At 72.3% G+C, this 16,084-nt stretch carries 17 protein-coding genes and 1 riboswitch; of the genes, 3 read left to right on the top strand and 14 right to left on the bottom strand.

Annotation, left to right across the window (positions count from 1 at the left end):
* Positions 1-32 precede the first annotated feature (32 nt).
* The 3 genes from AC4IJH_RS12670 to AC4IJH_RS12660 form a co-directional block, all read right to left on the bottom strand.
* On the bottom strand, positions 33-890 hold the full coding sequence (locus AC4IJH_RS12670) for a fumarylacetoacetate hydrolase family protein (RefSeq protein ID WP_490851726.1): 858 nt from the start codon (positions 888-890) through the stop codon (positions 33-35).
* Between the two features lie 137 nt (positions 891-1,027).
* Entirely contained in the window at positions 1,028-1,774 is a 747-nt protein-coding gene (locus AC4IJH_RS12665; protein WP_490851725.1) for a YidC/Oxa1 family membrane protein insertase, read from the bottom strand.
* Positions 1,775-1,878: 104 nt separating this feature from the next.
* Positions 1,879-2,199 (bottom strand): DUF6412 domain-containing protein, encoded by a 321-nt coding sequence (locus tag AC4IJH_RS12660; RefSeq protein ID WP_490851724.1) that lies wholly within the window; start codon positions 2,197-2,199, stop codon positions 1,879-1,881.
* A 229-nt stretch (positions 2,200-2,428) separates the two neighbouring features.
* Here AC4IJH_RS12660 and AC4IJH_RS12655 point away from each other — a divergent pair, with 229 nt between their 5' ends.
* Complete coding sequence (locus AC4IJH_RS12655) at positions 2,429-3,439, top strand: SCO0930 family lipoprotein (RefSeq protein WP_490851723.1); 1,011 nt, start codon at positions 2,429-2,431, stop codon at positions 3,437-3,439.
* Here AC4IJH_RS12655 and AC4IJH_RS12650 read toward each other — a convergent pair.
* From AC4IJH_RS12650 to AC4IJH_RS12635, 4 genes are read right to left on the bottom strand one after another with little or no spacing between them, the layout of a single operon-like run.
* The gene (locus AC4IJH_RS12650) at positions 3,417-4,931 is read right to left on the bottom strand and encodes a sodium:solute symporter family protein (protein WP_490851722.1); all 1,515 of its coding nucleotides are present in this window, start codon (positions 4,929-4,931) and stop codon (positions 3,417-3,419) included. The two genes, AC4IJH_RS12655 and AC4IJH_RS12650, sit on opposite strands and share 23 nt — an antisense overlap.
* The gene (locus AC4IJH_RS12645; protein ID WP_490851721.1) at positions 4,928-5,125 is read right to left on the bottom strand and encodes a DUF3311 domain-containing protein; all 198 of its coding nucleotides are present in this window, start codon (positions 5,123-5,125) and stop codon (positions 4,928-4,930) included. The genes AC4IJH_RS12650 and AC4IJH_RS12645 overlap by 4 nt, the downstream gene beginning before the upstream one ends.
* Before the next feature lie 11 nt (positions 5,126-5,136).
* The gene (locus tag AC4IJH_RS12640) at positions 5,137-5,901 is read right to left on the bottom strand and encodes a class E sortase (RefSeq protein ID WP_490851720.1); all 765 of its coding nucleotides are present in this window, start codon (positions 5,899-5,901) and stop codon (positions 5,137-5,139) included.
* Positions 5,902-5,942: 41 nt separating this feature from the next.
* Positions 5,943-7,259 carry a DUF445 domain-containing protein gene (locus AC4IJH_RS12635; RefSeq protein ID WP_490851719.1) on the bottom strand — a complete coding sequence of 439 codons (1,317 nt, stop codon included), beginning with the start codon at positions 7,257-7,259 and terminating at the stop codon, positions 5,943-5,945.
* Positions 7,260-7,532: 273 nt separating this feature from the next.
* On the opposite strand from AC4IJH_RS12635, the gene AC4IJH_RS12630 reads away from it, so the two are divergent.
* Positions 7,533-8,849: an SGNH/GDSL hydrolase family protein gene (locus AC4IJH_RS12630; RefSeq protein WP_490851718.1), complete on the top strand. Its 1,317-nt coding sequence runs from the start codon at positions 7,533-7,535 to the stop codon at positions 8,847-8,849.
* Between the two features lie 7 nt (positions 8,850-8,856).
* Here AC4IJH_RS12630 and AC4IJH_RS12625 read toward each other — a convergent pair whose 3' ends face one another.
* Genes AC4IJH_RS12625 through AC4IJH_RS12610 form a run of 4 tightly spaced genes read right to left on the bottom strand, consistent with a single transcriptional unit; the run spans position 8,857 to position 12,202 of the window.
* Positions 8,857-9,528, bottom strand: a complete 672-nt coding sequence (locus AC4IJH_RS12625; protein ID WP_490851717.1) for a DUF1707 SHOCT-like domain-containing protein — start codon at positions 9,526-9,528, stop codon at positions 8,857-8,859.
* Positions 9,529-9,584: 56 nt separating this feature from the next.
* Positions 9,585-10,580, bottom strand: coding sequence for an ABC transporter ATP-binding protein (locus tag AC4IJH_RS12620; protein ID WP_490851716.1), 996 nt, complete (start codon positions 10,578-10,580; stop codon positions 9,585-9,587).
* Between the two features lie 10 nt (positions 10,581-10,590).
* The gene (locus AC4IJH_RS12615) at positions 10,591-11,355 is read right to left on the bottom strand and encodes an ABC transporter permease (protein ID WP_490851737.1); all 765 of its coding nucleotides are present in this window, start codon (positions 11,353-11,355) and stop codon (positions 10,591-10,593) included.
* Positions 11,356-11,404: 49 nt separating this feature from the next.
* Positions 11,405-12,202 carry an ABC transporter permease gene (locus AC4IJH_RS12610; RefSeq protein ID WP_490851715.1) on the bottom strand — a complete coding sequence of 266 codons (798 nt, stop codon included), beginning with the start codon at positions 12,200-12,202 and terminating at the stop codon, positions 11,405-11,407.
* A 291-nt stretch (positions 12,203-12,493) separates the two neighbouring features.
* Between AC4IJH_RS12610 and AC4IJH_RS12605 the strand changes: the two genes are divergently transcribed.
* Positions 12,494-14,827, top strand: coding sequence for a transglycosylase domain-containing protein (locus AC4IJH_RS12605; RefSeq protein ID WP_490851714.1), 2,334 nt, complete (start codon positions 12,494-12,496; stop codon positions 14,825-14,827).
* A gap of 15 nt (positions 14,828-14,842) precedes the next feature.
* Here AC4IJH_RS12605 and AC4IJH_RS12600 read toward each other — a convergent pair whose 3' ends face one another.
* The 3 genes from AC4IJH_RS12600 to AC4IJH_RS12590 all read right to left on the bottom strand — a co-directional run bounded on the left by AC4IJH_RS12600 (position 14,843) and on the right by AC4IJH_RS12590 (position 16,073).
* The gene (locus tag AC4IJH_RS12600) at positions 14,843-15,163 is read right to left on the bottom strand and encodes a DMT family transporter (RefSeq protein ID WP_490851713.1); all 321 of its coding nucleotides are present in this window, start codon (positions 15,161-15,163) and stop codon (positions 14,843-14,845) included.
* 34 nt (positions 15,164-15,197) lie between these two features.
* A riboswitch (guanidine-III (ykkC-III) riboswitch) is annotated at positions 15,198-15,257 on the bottom strand.
* An 84-nt stretch (positions 15,258-15,341) separates the two neighbouring features.
* Positions 15,342-15,644, bottom strand: coding sequence for a GroES family chaperonin (locus tag AC4IJH_RS12595; protein ID WP_490851736.1), 303 nt, complete (start codon positions 15,642-15,644; stop codon positions 15,342-15,344).
* A gap of 108 nt (positions 15,645-15,752) precedes the next feature.
* Positions 15,753-16,073 (bottom strand): DUF3618 domain-containing protein, encoded by a 321-nt coding sequence (locus AC4IJH_RS12590; protein WP_490851712.1) that lies wholly within the window; start codon positions 16,071-16,073, stop codon positions 15,753-15,755.
* Positions 16,074-16,084 lie beyond the last annotated feature (11 nt).

The following is a 16,084-nucleotide window of genomic DNA, read 5'->3' as shown; positions in this document are numbered from 1 at the left end:
CCCCCCCCCCCCGGCCCGGCTCCCCGGCGGTCTCAGGCGTTCTTCAGCTGCTGCCGCTGGCGGCCCAGCCCGTCGATCTCCAGCTCCACGACGTCGCCCGCGCGCAGATACGGCTTGGGCTCGGGGTGCCCCATCGCGACCCCGGCCGGCGTGCCGGTGTTGATCACATCGCCGGGGTGCAGGGCCATGAACTGGCTGAGGTAGCGGACCACTTGGGCCACCGTGAAGATCTGCTCGGCGGTGCTGCCGTTCTGCTTCAGCTCCCCGTTGACCCACAGCCGTACGCCCAGCGCCTGCGGGTCCGCCACCTCCTCGGCGGTCACCAGCCACGGCCCCAGCGGGTTGAAGGTCTCGCAGTTCTTGCCCTTGTCCCACTGGCCGCCGCGCTCGATCTGGAACTCCCGCTCGGAGACGTCGTGCGCGATCGTGTAGCCCGCGACGGCGGCCAGCGCCTGCTCGTCGGTCTCCAGGTAGCGGGCGGTGCGGCCGATGACGACCGCCAGCTCCGCCTCCCAGTCCGTCTTCACACTGCGCCGCGGCACCAGCACCGTGTCGTCGGGCCCCACCACCGTGTCCGGCGCCTTCATGAAGACGATCGGCTCCTCGGGGACCGGCGCGCCGGTCTCCCGTGCGTGATCGTGGTAGTTCAGCCCGATGCACACGACCTTGCCGATACGGGCCAGGGGCGGGCCGGTGCGCAGCCCGGCGGGGTCGATCACGGGCAGCTCGCCGAGCGCCCCGGCGGCCCGTACCCGCGCCAGCGCCGCGTCGTCCGCGAGCAACCGCCCGTCGATGTCCGGCACCAGGTCCGACAGGTCGCGCAGGGTCCCGGACCCGTCCAGCAGCGCCGGGCGCTCCGCCCCCACCGGTCCGACTCGCAGCAGCTTCATCGGGTCAACTCCCGTGGTCGAAGGGTCGGTCCGGGACGGATTTCCCGGACCGGCCGATGGGGACGGCCATCGAGTGATTCGGCCGATCCTCCAAGAGGCGGGCCCGGCCCACAAGACCCCGTTCACGTACTGGACCGTTACTTGGCGGTAGTCGCGAGCGGGGGCGGCCCGGACTCCGTACGCCCGCGGTCGCGGTGCAGCAGATAGCGCTCGGCCGCCGTCCAGGTCGTGGTGGTCACCGTGTAGAGCCCGGCCGCCAGGGGCACCACGGCGACGGTGATCAGCATGGCGAAGGACATCAGCGGCAGCACCTTGGCCATACCCGCCATGCCGGGCAGCGCCTCACCGGTGGCCGGGGCGTCGGCCGCCGCCTTGCGCGCCCGCCGGAAGTTCCACGTCGCCACCGCCGCGACCAGCGCGAACAGCACCAGGTAGACCAGCCCCTGCGGCCCGAAGGGACCGCCCTCGGCGAGCGCCTGCGTCCAGCGCCCGCCCAGCGGCGCGCCCAGCAGGGTGTGGTCCAGCAGCCCGTCGCCGCTACGGGTGAACAGGTGGTACATCACGAAGAAGACCGGCAGCTGGAGCAGCGAGGGCAGGCACCCGGCCAGCGGCGAGGAGCCGGATGTGGCGTACAGGTCGGCGACGGCCTTCTGCATCTTCTCGGGGTTGTTGCGGTGTTTGCGGCGCAGCTCGGCCATCTGCGGCGCGAGGGCGGCCCGCGCCTTCTCCCCGCGGGCGGCGGCCCGGGCCAGGGGGTGCAGTGCGGCGCGTACGCACAGGGTGAACAGGACGATGGCGGCGGCGGTGGCCGAGGCGCCGAAGACCGGGTCGATCGCGTCGGCGGCCTGGGTCAGAAGATCACCGAGTGCGGTGAATACGGACATGGGTGAGCCCTCCACGGGTCTCGTCGTGCCGGGGTGAGAGAGATCGGCGTGACGAGCCGCGCGGACTCAGTGCGTGAGTACGCGGGAAAGGCGCGGGAAAGGGATCAGCGCCAGAGCGCCTGCGCGGCCGTCGGGAGGGGACGGCCGGGTGCTCGGGGCCGCGGGCGGCCCGCGGCGTCGGGGTCGCGCTGTGGCAGGAAGGCCGTACGGCGCTCCCGGTCCCGGATCGCGGTACGGACCAGACCCGGCGGCAGCGGCCGGGCGACGGTGGCGAGGAGGAAGGCGCTGCACAGCAGCAGGACGGCGGCGGTGGCCGCGGCGGCGGTCAGTGCCGTGGTCAGCCCGCTCTGGGCCAGCAGCATCCCGGCGGCCAGGACCAGCAGAGCGGTCAGGTAGAGACGCCAGGCTTCGGCGATGCGGTGCACCGGCTCTCCCCCTCTCCGTCGCGTCCGGACAGCCCTGCGCGGACGGTCACCGCCCGCGGTCTTGTGCTCAAGCCTAACCACCTCCCGGGCAGCTTCGACCACCAGGTGAACACTCTCGCTCACCGTGCCCTCCGGCTGAACGCGGGCCGCACCCCTCCCGTACTCCAGCGGCAACGGCCCCGGACCGGGGCCACAGCAAACCGGCGCAGCCTGCAGAGAGGCAGAGACCATGACCATGCCGACGAAGCCGAGGACGCCACGGACGCCGAAGACGCGGCAGCGGCGGCGCGCGGGGGCGGTGGCCGCGGCGCTCGCGGCGCTGGCGCTGACCGCCGCCTGCGGGGGCGCTCCCGGCTCGGCGCCCGAGCGCGGCGAACTGGCCGGCAAGGGCTCCGGCGACTACACGAACGGCTCCGGGTACGACACCGGCGCGGGCTCCGGCTACGGCTCAAAGCCGGACGACGACGCGCGCCCGGCGGAGCCCGGCGCCGCCGCCGACGACCAGGCCCGCGCCACCTCGCTCGCCCTGCGGGAGACCTCGGCGCTCGGCCCCGTGGTCACCGACGAGAAGGGCATGACCCTCTACCGCTTCGAGAAGGACACCGCCTCGCCCGCCAAGTCCGCCTGCGACGGGGCCTGCGCCACGGCCTGGCCGCCGGTCCCCGCGGGCGAGGTCACCGCCCGGTCCGGCATCGCGCAGCAGGCGCTGGGCGAAGTCGTACGCTCCGACGGCAGCAAGCAGCTCACCCTGGGCGGCCGGCCCGTCTACCGCTACGCCAAGGACACCGCGCCGGGCGACACCAAGGGCCAGGGCGTGGGCGGCACGTGGTTCGCGCTGGCGGCCGACGGCGCGAAGGCCTCGGCGAAGCCGCGCCCGGCGCTGTCCGCCCGGTCCCGGGCGGGCCTGGGCGAGGTCCTGGTCGACGCCAAGGGCCGTACCCTGTACCGCTTCACCAAGGACAGCGCCTGGCCGATGAAGTCCGCCTGCACCGGCGCGTGCCTTGAGAAGTGGAAGCCCGCGGCCACCGTCGCCAAGGACCGGGCCGAGGGCGTGCCCGCCAAGCTCATCGGCACTCTGGACCGGCCCGACGGCACCCGCCAACTGGCCGTCGACTGCTGGCCGCTGTACTGGTTCACCGGCGACAAACAGCCCGGGGACGCCAACGGGCAGGGTGTCGGCGGCCAGTGGTTCGCCGTCGGTAAGGACGGCCGGAAGATCACCGCGCGGGCGTCGGGGTGATCTCCTGGCCTTCTTCCCCGGCGGGCTCGGTGTCGCGTGCCAGTACCTCCGCGTCCGGCCGGTCGTCCGCCGGGCGCGGCCCCAGCCAGGTGACGGCCAGCGCCACCGCCAGGTTCACCGCCAGCGCGACGATGCCCGCGTTCACGCCCCACACCGGGTCGTTGCCGCTGAAGACCAGGGCGCACACCACAGCGAAGCCCGCGACCAGTCCGCTGACGGCCCCGTACAGCGTCAGCTTGCGCCACACCAGTCCCAGCAGCAGCATCGGTACGAGCTGCGCCATCCCCTCGTAGGAGATCAGCGAGAGCCGCACCAGGGTGTTGGGGGCGAGATAGGTCAGCAGCAGCGCGAGGGCGCCCGCGGCCACGACCACCAGCTGCGACCACAGCTTCTGGCGGTGCGCGAGCCGGGGAATGGCGCCGAGCACGCTGCGGCCCCACATCGTCCCGATCACCAGCATGAACACGGCCATCGGCACGATCGAGGACAGCGCGGCCGCGACCCCGATCACGCCCACGGCCCAGGCCGGCAGCGAGTCCACCACCAGCTTGAACAGGGCGAGATTGGACTCGGCGCCCACCAGCTGGGGGACGACGAACAGGGCCGCCATGCCCAGCAGCATCGGCACGAACAGCAGCACGTTGTAAAAGGGCAGACAGATGGCGTTGCGGCGCAGCGCGTCGGCGTTGCGGGCGCCGAGATAGCCCGCGACGGTCGTCGGGAAGATGACCACGGTCAGGGAGTTGAGCAGCGAGGTGGTGATGAACCAGCCCTGGCCCAGCCCGCCCGACTCGTGCCCGGGGAAGGTCAGCCACTGGGGCTTCTCGGCGGTGATGCGGTGCAGGAAGTCCCCGTACCCGTCGAAGTAGTGCAGCGGTACGTAGATCGCCAGGAACGCCAGGGTCGCGATGACCAGCACGTCCTTGAGCACCGAGACCCAGGCGCTGCCGCGCAGCCCGCTGACCACCACGAAGGCCGTGGTGACCGCGAAGCCGATGAAATAAGCCCAGTTGAGGCTGATGGCGCCGTAGGAGATGGTCGAGACGACCACGCCCATGCCGGTGATCTGCAGCTGGATGTAGGGCAGCAGGCACACGGTCGCCAGGATCGCCACGGCCGTGCCCAGCCAGGGGCGGCCGTAGCGGTGCGCCACCATGTCGGTGATGCCGACCAGGCCGTGCCGGCGCGCGTAGGACCACAGCATCGGGCCGACGACATAGCCGATCGCGTAGCCGCAGGACATGTACGCGATGACGTACAGGACCGGGGCGCCGAAGTTGTAGCCCCAGCCCGCGGCGCCCAGATAGCTGAAGCTGGTGTAGCCCTCGCCCGCCATCAGGACCCAGATGAAGACCGTGCCCAGGCTGCGGCCGCCCACCGACCACTGCTCCAGGCCGCCGCCGGAGCCGCGCCCCCGTACGGCCAGCAGGCCGAGCGCCACGGTGAGCACCATGAAGACCCCGAAGACCGAGGTCGCGACCGCGGCGTTCACGCCCGCCCCCGCTTCTTGTCGCCCCGCCACGCCAGCCACACCGCGACCGGCGTGAGCAGGGTGGCCAGCAGCAGCCAGAAGAACAGGAAGGGCAGACCCAAAACGGTCGGCGTGACGCGGTTCACCAGGGGCAGCGCGCCCAGGTAGAGCACGTAGGGGACCAGGAGCCACAGCAGCGTGGGACGTTTCAGCACAGCCAGAAACCCTAGCGGGGGCCCGCCGCGGTCAGTTCGCCCCACACCACCAGGCGGTAGGCGGAGGTGTACTCGGGCGTGCAGGTCGTCAGGGTCAGGTACTGGCCGGGCGCGGTGAAGCGGAAGGAGGGGTGCACGCTGCTGTAGGGGGTCGGGGCGAGGACCGTGCCGTCGGAGGGCGTGGTCTGCGGCAGGGTGCGCCGGACGGTGTAGGTGTAGCGGGCCTGCGCGGTGTCGACGCGGATCTCGTCCCCGGGACGCAGCCGGTTGATGAAGCGGAACGGCTCGCCGTGGGTGTTGCGGTGCCCGGCGAGGGCGAAATTGCCGGCGCCGCCGGGCCGGGCGGTGTGCGGGTAGTGGCCCGCGTACCCCTTGTTGAGCACGCCGGACCTGGAGACGCCCTCGGCGACGGGGACGGTGATCCCGATGCGCGCGATGCGCAGCACGGCGTACGCCTCCTGCCCGGCCCTGCGCGGGGGCCCGCCGGGCGTCGTCCCCCGGTCGAGGGCGGAGGTGTGGCGCTCGGCCATGGTCGGCGTCGGCAGCGGCTCGTACGACGGCTTCGGCCCGGCCTCCCACTGCCGTTCCAGCGCGGCGACCTGCCGGCGCGCCCCCTGCTGCGCCTGCCGGTTGGTCCAGTACAGCTGGTGCACCACCAGCAGCAGGACGACCACGCCGAGCGTCACCGCCAGCTCGGCTCCGGTCCACAACACCCGCGCCACGAGCTGCCGTTGCCCGCGCCGCCGCTGCACCACCACCGGTATCCGCTCCCGCACAGGCGCACGGTAGGCCCTGCGGTGCGCAAGTACCAGACCCGTCAGCCCCCCAGCGCCCGCGAGACGGTGTAGATGACCAGGCCCGCCAGGGCGCCCACGACCGTGCCGTTGATGCGGATGAACTGCAGGTCCCGCCCGATGTGCGCCTCGATCTTCTTCGAGGTGTGCTCGGCGTCCCAGCCCGCGACGGTGTCCGTGATCAGGGAGGTGATCTCGCCGCGGTAGGTCGTGACCACATAGACGGCCGCGCCCTCCAGCCAGCCGTCGACCTTGCCCTGGAGCCTGCCGTCCTCGGACATCCGCGTGCCCAGGGAGAGCAGCGCGGCCCGTACCCGCAGCCGCAGTTCGCTGCGCTCGTCCTCGGCCGCGGCCACGATCATGGCGCGTACGGAGCCCCAGGCGGAGGCGATGACGTCCTGGACCTCGCCGCGGCCCAGCACCTCCGACTTCAGGCGCTCCACCCGGTCCCGGGTGTCGGAGTCGGACTGCAGGTCGCCGGCGAAGTCCTTCAGGAAGCGGTCCACCGCGCCGCGCGCGGGGTGCTCGGGCATGTCCCGCATCTCCTGGACGAAGCGCAGCAGCTCCTTGTAGACCCGCTCGCCGACCTTGCGGTCCACAAAGCGCGGGGTCCAGCCGGGCGCGCCGCCGGAGACGGCGGTCATCACCGAGTCGCTGTGCTCCACCAGCCAGTCGTGGGCGCGCACGCACACCAGGTCCACCACGCGCCGGTGGCCGCCGTCGGCGACCACCTTCTCCAGCATCTTGCCCAGCGGCGGGGCGACCTCCTGGGCATCGGCGCGCCGGGTGATGGCCTCGCCGACCACGGCCTGGACGTCGGAGTCGCGCAGCACGGTCAGGGCGCCGCGCAGCGCGGTGGACAGCTCGGCGGTGACCCGGTCGGCGTTCTCGGGGACGGCCAGCCAGGCGCCCAGCCGTCTGCCGATGCCCACCTTGCGCAGCCGCTGGCGCACGACGTCGCCGGAGAGGAAGTTCTCCCCGACGAACTCGCCCAGGCTCTGGCCCAGTTGGTCCTTCTTGGTGGGGATGATGGCGGTGTGCGGGATGGGCAGTCCCAGCGGCCGTTTGAACAGCGCGGTCACCGCGAACCAGTCGGCGAGCGCGCCGACCATGCCCGCCTCTGCGGCCGCCGCCACATATCCGCTCCAGCCTCCCGCGCCCGCCGACTGCGCCCATTTGGCCAGGACGTACACCAGGGCCACGGCCAGCAGCAGGCAGGTGGCCAGGGTCTTCATCCGCCGTACGCCGCGCCGCTTGTCCTCGTCGGCGGCGTTGAAGGGGAAGCCGCCGGCCGGGGCGGCCTCTCTCGCCTGCGGCCCGGCCGTACCGTTGCGTTCCATCCGCTCCACCCGTTCGCACCGTGCGCCGCCGCTGTCCGTCCGGCGTACGGCGCCTTGTATCCCACTGTGACCTACTCGCGGAACGAACCACGAGTTCCCGGCGTCCCTCCAAGGGGACGAACCCCCAAGCGGGTCCCCCAGGGCGCCGGAAGGACTCCAAGGCCTCCGTGCGATCATGGCGGATTGATCGGACCGCAACGGCGCCGCTGATCACTCGCTGCCCTTGCCCACTCGGAGCGTGTCGCTCCGCTTGCACCAGGAGACGCTCCCCGCATGACGAAAGGTGTGGGTTACGCCCTGTCCGCCGGTCTGGCGGCGGTGGTCGTACTGATCTCGGCCGCCATATTCGCCGGGGTCGGCACCGGCGGTGAGGCCGGCAACGGCTCCGAGCCCTCCGCGCCGGGGCCGCGCAACTCCGTGGCACCGGCCGCCGCCGGGCAGTGGGTGGGCACCTGGGCGGCCTCCGCGGCCGCCGCCGAGCCGCGCACCAGGGACGGCTACGCGGGGATGTCCCTGCGCAATGTCGTCCACACCAGCATCGGCGGCACCAGCGCCCGCATCCAGTTCTCCAACCACTACGGCACCCGGCCGCTGACCCTCACCCACGCCTCCCTCGCGCTGGCCGCCGCCCCCAGCAACCCCGCCGCCACCGCCGGCACCATGCGCCGCCTCACCTTCGGCGACCGCCCCGCCGTGACCATCCCGGCGGGCGGCACCGTCACCAGCGACCCGGTGCGCCTGGACGTGCCGCACAACGCGGACCTGCTGGTCACCACCTACTCCCCCACCCCCTCGGGCCCGGTCACCTACCACCCGCACGCCCGCCAGACCTCCTACATGGCCGCCGGTGACCGCACCGAGGACGCCGCGGGGAGTGCGTACACCAAGCAGAGCCCGTACTGGCGCTATGTCACCGCGGTGGACGTGTTCAGCAAGGAGGCCCGCGGCTCGGTCGTGGTGCTGGGCGACTCCATCACCGACGGCATCACCTCCACCTCGGGCGCCAACCGCCGCTGGCCCGACATCCTGGCCGAGCGGCTGCGCAGCGAGCCGGGCGCGCCCCGCTTCGGCGTGCTCAACCAGGGCATCAGCGGCAACCGCGTACTGACCGACGGCGGCCACTTCCCGCCCGACAACCCCAGCGGGCTGACCCGCTTCCAGCGCGATGTGCTCGCCGGTACGGGCGTACGCGCCGTGGTCATCGCGCTCGGCGTCAACGACATCCTGCGCACCCCGCACACCACCGGCGCCGACGACATCGTCGCCGGGCTGCGGCAGCTGACCCAGCAGGCGCACGCGCGCGGCCTGCGGGTCGTCGGCGGCACCCTGACGCCCTTCCAGGGCCACCGCGGTTTCACGCCCGCCCTGGAGTCCGTACGCCGGCAGGTCAACGCGCAGATCCGGGCCGGTGACGTCTTCGACGAGGTCGTCGACTTCGACCGGGCGCTGCGCGATCCCGCAAGCCCCCGGCGGCTGCTGCCCGCCTACGACTCCGGCGACCATCTGCACCCCAGCGACCAGGGCTTTCGCGCCATGGCCTACGCGCTGGACCTGAGCCACCTCAAGGGCGAGGTACCGGCCGCCCTGTGACGGCCGGTCAGCCGAGCTCCTTGCGGCGCCGCTCCTGGAGCCTTCGCTGCTCGCGCTCGGCCTCCAGCTGCGCCTTGGCCGCCTTGGACCGCTTGCGCCGCAGGCCCACACCGCCCATCATCGCGAACCCGGTGACCTTCACCCGCGGTGCGCCGGGCTCGCCCGGCTCGTGGTCACCGGGGTCGAACCCGCCCATGAAGCCGAAGCCGCTCACGGCCACCTCCACACCCGGGGGCACCACGACCTCGATTCCGCCCATGAGCGCGAAACAGCGGATGGTGATCTCCTCCGCCTCGAACTGCGCATCGCGCAGGTCGATCTGCCCGCCGCCCTGGAAGACGACACCGGTGAAGGACCGCGGCGCGGTCCACCGGCCCTTGCGGACGAATCCGCTCCACATCGCGAAGCCACCACGGGAGGTGCCGGTGCCGCCGATGCGCTCGGACCAGCCCGCCGGGGCGCCGGGTGCCGCCTTGCGCATGGACACCCGGCCCCCGGCCGGCAGGTCCGCGGTCAGCGGCTCCAACTCCCCGTACGTACGCGCCTTGTAGGCCGCCTCCAGGCGCTCCTCGAACTCCTCCATCGCCAGCCGCCCCTCGGCCAGCGCTTCCCGCAGGATCTCGGCGACCCGGTCGCGGTCGGCGTCGGAAGCCCGCAACTCGGGGAGTTTGTCAGTCATACGGACAGACTAAGCGGCCACCCGGGCACTTTCCCCCACAGGGCGGAACCCGCACCTCACAGCGCCGCGCTGTCCGCGTAGAGCTTGGCGATGACGTCCTCGATGTCCGGCTCCCGCACCGACAGGTCCACCAGCGGGAAGCGCGCGGCGACGGCCGCCACCAGCGGCGCCGCGCTGTGCTGCGCGGGGAAGGCCAGCCACTGCCGCGGGCCCTCGACCCTGACCGTACGGGCCCCGGGCACGCCCTCGATGGGCGGTAGTTCCCGCTCCAGGTCCACCACCAGCGTCCGCTCGCTGCCGCCCACCGCGTGCAGCCCCTCCAGGCCGCCGTCGTAGACCAGGCGCCCGTGGTCGATGACCATCACGCGCTGGCACAACTGCTCGATGTCGGTGAGGTCGTGGGTGGTCAGCAGCACGGTCGTGCCGCGCTCGGCGTTCACCTCGCGCAGGAAGTCGCGCACCTTGGCCTTGCTGATGACGTCCAGACCGATGGTGGGCTCGTCCAGGTAGAGCACCTCGGGGTCGTGCAGCAGCGCCGCCGCGATGTCGCCGCGCATCCGCTGCCCCAGCGAGAGCTGGCGCACCGGCACCTCCAACAGCGGTGCCAGGTCCAGCAGTTGGACACAGCGGTCCAGATTCGCGCGGTAGGTGACCTCGGGGATGCGGTACAGCCGCCGCACCAGCTCGTAGGAGTCCTTGAGCGGCAGGTCCCACCACAGGGTCGTGCGCTGCCCGAAGACCACCCCGATGCGGCGGGCGAGGCGGGTGCGCTCGCGCGCGGGGTCGACGCCCGCGACCCGCAGCCGGCCGCCGCTGGGCACCAGAATGCCGGTCAGCATCTTGATGGTGGTGGACTTGCCCGCGCCGTTGGGGCCGATGTAGCCGACCATCTCGCCGCGCGAGATGCGGAAGGTGATGCCGTCCACCGCCCGTACCCGATGTTTCTCCCGGCGCACCCGGCCCGCTCTGCGCCGTACGGTGAAGACCTTCTCCACCCCCTCCAGCGCGATGAAGCCGCCGCTGTCCCCGGTGTCCCCCACGTCCCGCTCCATGGCCCGTCCCTCAGCTCCCCGTACTCCGATAGCTCCGCAGGCCCGCCCGCCACGCCGCGCCCGCCGCCGCGCACATCGCCGCCGCCACCGCGGGGCCCAGGAAGTCCACCCAGCCGGGCAGGCCGAGCGGGTCCTCACGGCCCAACAGGCGCAGCGCGGGCAGCCAGTTGACGAAGGTCAGCGGAATGACGAAGGTGACGCCGCGCACCACGTCCGTGGCGAAGACGGTGGGCGGGTACTGCAGCAGCGCGTTGCCGCCGTAGGTGAAGGAGTTCTGGACCTCGGCGGCGTCCTGCGCCCAGAACTGGAAGCCGGCGCCGACGGCGAACACGGACGCGAAGATGACCGCACCGCACAGCAGCATCACCGGCACCATCAGCGCCTTGCCCACCGTCCAGTCCACCTCCACCCGCGCCAGCGCCCAGCCCAGCACCAGCGCGCCCTGGCCGATCCGGCCCAGCCTGCGCAGCGCGAAGCGGTCCGCCGCGACCTGCGCGAAGACCGGTACCGGCCGCACCAGCAGCACATCCATCGTGCCGTCGCGCACCCGCCGCCCCAGCCGGTCCATGCTGCCCAGCGCCAGGTCGGCCAGGCCCAGCGCGACGCTGGAGGTGCCGTACAGCAGCGCCACCTCGGGCAGCGTGAAGCCGCCCAGGACCGTGATGTGGGAGAACATCAGCAGGAGGGCGACGAAGTCCAGCGCACTGGCGGCGAAGTTGCCCAGCGCCGTCATCGCGAAGGACGCCCGGTAGGCGAGCGTGGAGCGCACCCACATCGCCACGATCAGGCCGTAGGCCCGTACACCCTCCTTGAGCAGCGCCGCCCTACCCACCGTGGACCACCACCTTGCGGGCGGCCGCCGCCTGCACCAGCCGCCCGGCCGCCAGCAGCACCGCGGCCCACCCCGCCTGGAAGGCCAGCGCCCCCGCCAGCGAGGCGCCCCGGCGCTCGCCGAGCAGCACATCGGCCGGCACCTGCAGCATCGCCGACCACGGCAGGAGCTGGACCGCCTCGCCGAAGCCGCCGGGAAAGACCCGCAGCGGCAGCACCATGCCGGAGAAGAAGAGGCTCACCAGGCCGCCGATCATGGCCAGGCCCGCGCCGTCCAGCAGCCAGAAGGACGCGAGCGCCACCAGATAGCGCAGCGCGAAGCCGACCACGACCGCGAGGGCGACCGACACCAGGAACGCCAGCCAGGTCCCCGCGTCGCCGGGCAGCGCCAGCCGGAAGGCCAGCGCCCCAACCGCCATGGGCACCACGCCCCGCCCCACCAGCTGGAAGCCGGCCCGCCCCAGGTCGGCCGCCAGCCACCAGGTCTGCAGGTCGGCGGGCCGGTACAGGTCGATGGCGATGTCCCCGCCGCGGATGCGCTCCTGCAGCTCCTCGATGCCGCCGCCGGCCATCAGCGCCACGCCCGCCAGCAGCGCCTGCCCGATCCAGACGTAGGTGAGCGCCTGCGCCTGGTCGTAGCCGCCCAGCCGCGGCCGCTCGTCCCACAGCGCGAGGTAGGCGTAGGCGAGGATGAAACCGAAGACGGTGTTGGTGAACACCCCGGCGGCGGTGGCGATCCGATAGGTGGCATAGCGCCGGAAACTGCTCGCCGCGACGGCCGCGTACAGCACTGAGGGCCCTCCCCCCGTCGCGCGCCAAAGGACCGGAGCCTAGCCCAGCGGGTGGACGCGCCACCACGGGTTTGTCGCCCGTACCGGTGAGGGAAGGCACCCGTTCGGCCGGTCACAGAGCGGTCACAGGTGCGAGCCGCCCCCCTTGACTGGAACGCATGATGCGACAGTTTCTTATCGGGCGACTGTTCTTTTTCCGGCGTACGGCGCGAATCGCCCCGCGCCCCGCCCGAGACGACACCGATCCGCCGCGGCACAACCCTCGGCGGCGGGCGAGGAGTCATAACAGACATGAGCGACGACGCGCAGCAGGACGGCAACGGCAACCGCCGTGCCCCGAGCTGGGCCCAGCGCCCGCAGCCACCGGAGCCCGGCGACCCCGGGCAGCCCCAGGGGCCGGGCCTGCCAGGACAGCCGGGCACAGCAGGCAAGAAGCGCCGCCCCAAGCGCACGGGCTGGCGCCGCGCCATCCCGACCTGGCGGATGGTCGTGGGCGGCCTCCTGCTCCTGCTCCTGCTCATCGCCGGCGGTCTGGTCTCCGGATACGTCCTCGTCGACATCCCCGCGGCCAACCAGGCGGCCCAGGCCCAGAGCAACGTCTACCTCTACGCCGACGGCTCCCTGCTCGCCCGCGACGGCAAGGTCAACCGCGAGAACGTCGCGCTCAGCCAGATCCCCAAGACCGTCCAGGAGGCCGTGCTCGCCGCCGAGGACCGCGACTTCTACTCCGAGTCCGCGGTCGACCCCGCCGCCATGCTGCGGGCCGCCTGGAACACCGTCACCGGCAAGGGCAAGCAGTCCGGCTCCACCATCACCCAGCAGTACGTCAAGAACTACTACCTGGGCCAGGAGCAGACCCTCACCCGCAAGGCGCGGGAGTTCTTCATCGCCATCAAGCTGGACCGGGAGGTGAGCAAGGACGACATCCTGGAGGGCTACCTCAACACCAGCTTCTACGGGCGCAACGCCTACGGCATCCAGGCCGCGGCGCAGGCGTACTACAGCAAGGACGTCGACAAGCTCACCACCGCCGAGGGCGCCTACCTGGCCACCCTCCTGAACTCCCCCAGCGCCTTCGACGTCGTCGCCCACCCCGAGAACCGCGCCCGCGCCGAGGGCCGCTGGGCCTACGTCCTGAACGGCATGGTCAAGCAGAAGTGGCTCAGCCAGGCCGAGCGGGACAAGATGACCTTCCCCGTGCCCGGCAAGGTCAAGCCGCAGACCGGCCTGTCGGGCCAGCGCGGCTACCTCGTCCAGGCCGTCAACGACTACCTGACCGGCAACAAGATCATTGACGAGCAGGACCTGGCGGGCGGCGGCTACCGCATCACCACCACCATCGACAAGGACCGCCAGGACGCCTTCGTCGAGGCCGTCCAGGACAACCTGATGGACCGCCTCAGCGACAGCCGCAAGGTCGACTCCTACGTCCGGGCCGGCGGCGCCTCCATCGACCCGGAGAGCGGCAAGGTCGTGGCGATGTACGGCGGCATCGACTACGTCAAGCAGTACACCAACAACGCCACCCGCCGTGACTACCAGGTCGGTTCGACCTTCAAGCCGTTCGTCTTCACCTCGGCCGTGGAGAACGAATCCACCACCCAGGACGGCCGGAAGATCACCCCGAACACGGTGTACGACGGCACCGACCGGCGCCGCGTCGTCGGCTGGAAGGGCAAGCCCTTCGCCCCGGAGAACGAGGACGGGCGCTCCTACGGCCAGATCAGCGTCACCACCGCCACCGACAGGTCCGTCAACGCCGTCTACGCCCAGATGGCACAGGACGTCGGCCCCTCCAACGTCAGGGACACCGCCGTCGCGCTCGGCATCCCCAAGGACACCCCCGACATGCCCGACGGCCCGGCCATCGCACTGGGCACCGCCACCGCCAGCGTCCTGGACATGACCCACGCGTACGCCACGCTCGCCAACCACGGCAAGCACGGCACGTACTCCATGGTCGAGAAGGTCTCCAAGAGCGGCGAGGACCTCAAGCTGCCCGGCACCGACACCAAGCAGGCCGTCTCCCGCCAGGCCGCCGACACCACCACCTCGATCCTCAAGAGCGTGGTCGACAACGGCACCGGCCGCCAGGCCCAGGCCGCCGGGCGGCCCGCCGCGGGCAAGACCGGTACGGCCGAGAAGGACAAGGCCGCCTGGTTCGCCGGCTACACCCCGCAACTGGCCACCGTCGTCGCGATCATGGGCCAGCACCCCGAGACCGCCAAGCAGGAGCCGCTGTACGGCGCCGCCGGGTACGCCCGTATCGACGGCGGTGTGATCCCCACCCAGATCTGGGCCGACTACACCAGGGCCGCCCTGGAGGGCGAGCCCGTCAAGAGCTTCGACCTGGACATGGAGAGCGGCGCGTCCATGCCGCCGCCCCCGCCGGCCACCTCCGGCGCGCCGCCGTCCTCCGCCCCGCCGACCACTCCGTCGACCCGGCCCACGACACCGCCGACCACGCCCCCGACCACCGCGCCGACGTCCACCCCGCCGACCGTCCCGCCGACCACGCCCCCGACGACCTCGCCCACGACTCCGCCGACCGTCGCGCCCACCGAGGACTTCCCCACGGTGGGCCCGCCGCGCGGCGACGACGGGCCCGACGGGCCGCCCCGCTAGGCAGCGGCCCTCCGGTCAGTGACCGGACGTCGCCTTGAGACCCACCACCGCCACCAGCAGCAGGCAAATGAAGAAGATCCGGGCGGCGGTGGTGGGTTCGCCCAGGACCAGCATGCCGACGATGGCCGCGCCCGCGGCGCCGATGCCCACCCACACGCCGTACGCGGTGCCGATCGGCAGGGTCTTGGCGGCGTAGGACAGCAGCACCATGCTCGCGACGATGCCCGCGCCGGTGAACACGCTGGGCCACAGCCGGGTGAATCCCTCGGTGAACTTCATGCCGATCGACCAGCCGACCTCCAGCAGGCCGGCGATGACGAGCAGAATCCATGCCATGACGGCACCTCCGTGGAAAAGGAACTCCTACAGGGGTGCGTCGTCTTGTCGTGACCCGGTACGGCGCGTCTCGTCGGGATGTCTCCGACCCTAGCAAAAGGCAGGCAAAACGGGCGGTGACCTCGGTCACCGCCCGTCCGCACACCAGCGTCGCGCCCTGCGCGCTACAGATACCGCGCTACAGATAAAGCCCCGTGGAGTCCTCCGCACCCTCCAGCCGCTCAGCGGCCACCGCGTGCAGATCGCGCTCGCGCATCAGGATGTAGGCGACCCCGCGCACCTCCACCTCGGCCCGGTCCTCCGGGTCGTACAGCACCCGGTCCCCCGGCTCCACCGTCCGTACGTTCTGCCCGACGGCGACCACCTCCGCCCAGGCCAGGCGGCGGCCGACCGCCGCGGTCGCCGGGATGACGATGCCGCCGGTCGACCGGCGCTCGCCCTCGGCGGTGTCGGTCCGGACCAGCACACGGTCGTGCAGCATCCGGATGGGCAGCTTGTCGTGGGTGTCCTTGGCGTTATTCGGGCTCACGGCACGACCGTACCTGTCCCGGAGCCCTCATAGCGCCCCAGCCCGAGAACGCCTTGGACGCTAGGAGCGCTTCCTTCGCGAGCCCGACACCAGGAGCCCCACCACGGCGATGCCGATCAGGGCCACCGGAACGATCCGCTCCAGCCGTGGCGCCCCGTCCTCCGTCGTCAGCTGCGCGCGGACGTCGGAGATCGCACGGTTGGCGGCCACATAGGCCCGCCCCGCCGTCCGGTCCACCGTCTCGGCCGCCTTCGCCTTGGCGTCGCCGATGATCGTCTTCGGGTGCAGCCGTACGCCGATCTCGTCGAGCGTCACGGCGAGCTCCTGCCGCCTGCGGGCGATATCCGCCTCGATCTGCGCAGGGGTCCTGGCTTCCGACACCGCGCTGCCTC

The organism is Streptomyces sp. UF-297, from assembly GCF_058245575.1.
Note: the sequence above shows the minus strand (reverse complement) of the source record. Positions and strands in the feature narration are given on the sequence as shown.